2 protein-coding genes and 1 pseudogene are annotated in these 2768 nt (G+C 27.4%); 2 read left to right on the forward strand and 1 reads right to left on the reverse strand.

Features of this window, described 5'->3' with window-relative positions; translation table 11 throughout:
• Together HMPREF0072_RS12520 and HMPREF0072_RS12525 are read left to right on the forward strand one after the other, a co-directional pair.
• A pseudogene (locus tag HMPREF0072_RS12520) lies at positions 1-733 on the forward strand (single-stranded DNA-binding protein); the annotation flags it as partial.
• A gap of 122 nt (positions 734-855) precedes the next feature.
• Positions 856-1080 (forward strand): hypothetical protein, encoded by a 225-nt coding sequence (locus HMPREF0072_RS12525; RefSeq protein ID WP_004829755.1) that lies wholly within the window; start codon positions 856-858, stop codon positions 1078-1080.
• A gap of 192 nt (positions 1081-1272) precedes the next feature.
• Here the strand turns inward: HMPREF0072_RS12525 and HMPREF0072_RS09175 are convergent, their stop codons facing one another.
• Positions 1273-2643 carry a relaxase/mobilization nuclease domain-containing protein gene (locus HMPREF0072_RS09175; RefSeq protein WP_004829757.1) on the reverse strand — a complete coding sequence of 457 codons (1371 nt, stop codon included), beginning with the start codon at positions 2641-2643 and terminating at the stop codon, positions 1273-1275.
• Between the last annotated feature and the right edge of the window lie 125 nt (positions 2644-2768).

Consider the following 2768-nt stretch of genomic DNA (forward strand, 5'->3'; position numbering starts at 1 on the left):
TACTCAGAGAATAATTAACAATATAGTTGAATATGGAATTAAAAATTTTGCCACTTCAGAAGATAAATTAGTTGAATTTATTCAGACTACAATTGATGATCCAACAGTTGAAGAAATAAAACAATTTATTATTAGTGATGAAAAGGAAGAAGAAATAAAAGATTTAACAGATAAGAAAGATAAAAATAGAAATGGAGGAATAAAAATGAATATAAAAAAGGGAAATGTAATTGAAACTGAATTTGGAGACACTATGGTACTGGATGTGAAAGATAATCAAGCGACCTTATTTGACGGAAATCAATTTATTTTAGCCACAGGAGTAGAATTTAATAAAGAAAGTGGAAAGTATGAATGGGATTCTGTTAGATACGCAAGTGATATAAAAACAATAGCAAATATGGAAAATACAAATTTTGAAAGCATGAAAAATACAATAGATTTTTTAGCAGAATATAATCATAAAGAATTTGTAAAAGGTATTATATCTCTTGAAACAGGAGTAGAAAATGAAAATGTTCTTAATAATGCCTATGATAATTATATGAACGATTCAGTTATGGGTCTTATTGATGAAAAGTTTATTGAATATATAGACGAAGAAGAGTTAAAAGAAAACTTAGAAGCTAATCAAGAACAAGGAGATAAAGAGATGAAAGATATAGATAATAAAGAGAAGGATACATTAAATATAGATGGAAATATAGCAACTGATATAGAATTAAAGATTTAAAATCAAAAGATGGGAGGGACTTTAAAGTAGCCTCCTTTTCTATTGCTGAAAATGACAAGGAAGGAAATGCAAAATTCATCAGCTGCTACGCCTATAATGACAAAATCAATCAAGTAAAAAATTTGAAAAAAGGAGATTTTGTACACCTATTTGGCAAAGAAAAGAAAAGTATGGGAAAGGATAATAAGGAATACACAAGTCTAAAAGTATACTCTGCAAAGTTATTAAAAGCTAAAGAGCATACTAAAGCAAAAGCATCAACAATAGAGAAATTAAAGGAATTTAAGGCTAAAGGGGATATGAAAGTGGATGAAAAGAAGAAAAAGGATAATAGCATAGAAAGGTAAAAGATTATAGGGAGGCAGGTTTTAGTCTGCCTCCTGTATTTTTTTATTGGTTGTTTTTAAGGGAAAATGATGGGTTATATTGAAAAAATATCAGCCACATCCTATCAGGAGGGTTGATACACAAAACTTTACACAGTCTCACAAAATTATTTACAGACCCCACACTACCGGAGAAGCTGATACACCAGACCCTTACTTATACAATTCATTATAAATATACTTATCAGTATTCTTTCTTAATTGGGTCAATTCATTTATCAATATATTCTCGTTGGCGTAGTCATCCATAAGAATATCTTTTTTATTTTTGTATTCATCATATAATTTTGACAACTCTTTTATACTTAGATTTTTATATTGACACTTTTCTAAAGTATTTATTGCTTTTTCATATGCGATAATTTGAGGCTTATATTCACTATAAAAATCTTTATCATTTGTGTTTTCTTTATAGGTTTTATAAATAACCTTATTTATTTTTATAGTGTTAATGTCTTCAATAACTGTGTAAATTTCACTCATAACTTTTTCAACATCTTTAATCTTATTTAAGATTTCTTGCCTATTAACAGCCTCTTCTTGGAGTTTATTTTCCAAATCCATACTAGATGATAGACCATATTTTCTAAGCTGATTTAAGGTCTTCGCCATAGTATTCATATTATGTTTTCTAGCCCATATTTCATAACCTTTAGAAGATTTAACCTTTTCATTGCTTTCTATGCCTATTATATTATCAAATTTCTTATAAGATTTCTTAACATAATATACTTCACTATTTTTGTAATTTTCATTTACCTTATTTTCAATTCTTTCTTTTATTTTATCTTTTGTATAATCTTTTCCAAGAGTAGTTTCCTTCGCACGAATGAATCGCCCCTTTTCTCCTTGTTTTTTATGTCTGAAAGAAAGATATTTTCCAAGTTTAATTTCATAGCCATATTCTTCCATAAGCTTTAAGAAATTCTCATAGCTATTTGCTTTATTAATAGCATGATCAATAGAAATTTGAAGTTTATGTTTCCAAGATTTTCCTTTATTAAATTCAATATATTCTTTGTAGGATTTACCATTGGTCTTATACTTTTCTTTAAATTTTACATAATCTTCATCTATAACAGAGAGCTTATATTTTCTACATAAATCATCACTATGATTTCTAATTTGGTGGTAAGTTTTTTTGTTACTTTGATATGCTTTACCAGTTTCAAAAGAAACATTATTAAATAGTATATGGTTGTGAATATGCCCCTTATCTATATGGGTAGTAAGAACATATTCATACTTTCCTTTTAAGATTTTATCGCATAGTTCTATACCTATTTGATGAGCCTCTTCAGCAGTAGTTTCTCCAGGGAAAAAAGATTGAATTAAATGTCGTGCCAAAACTTTTGCTTTAGAATTACATTCTATTTTTGTTTGTTCAAATTCTAAATGAGCAGTTATAGGGTTACAGTTTAGGGAGGAAATTAGAATTTTTCCATCTGTTTTATCACTATTCATAATATAATCAAGTGCTATTTTTAAAGTGGATTTTATAGGATGAATTTTAGTAATTGCCATTATTCTTTCTCAGTATTTATGCTATTAGAATTAGTAAGAGAGTATATTTTTTTACGTATAGAGAAAATATCTTTTGCCTGATTTTCTAATAAGCTTTTTAAATCTTCTACATCATCTTTATATAT

Source organism: Anaerococcus lactolyticus ATCC 51172, assembly GCF_000156575.1.
GTDB classification, from domain to species: Bacteria; Bacillota; Clostridia; order Tissierellales; family Peptoniphilaceae; genus Anaerococcus; species Anaerococcus lactolyticus.

Bases quoted from the DNA above. Each gene is read 5' to 3' on its own strand.
- HMPREF0072_RS09175 (WP_004829757.1), bottom strand. From the start codon at position 2,643: ATGGCAATTACTAAAATTCATCCTATAAAATCCACTTTAAAAATAGCA.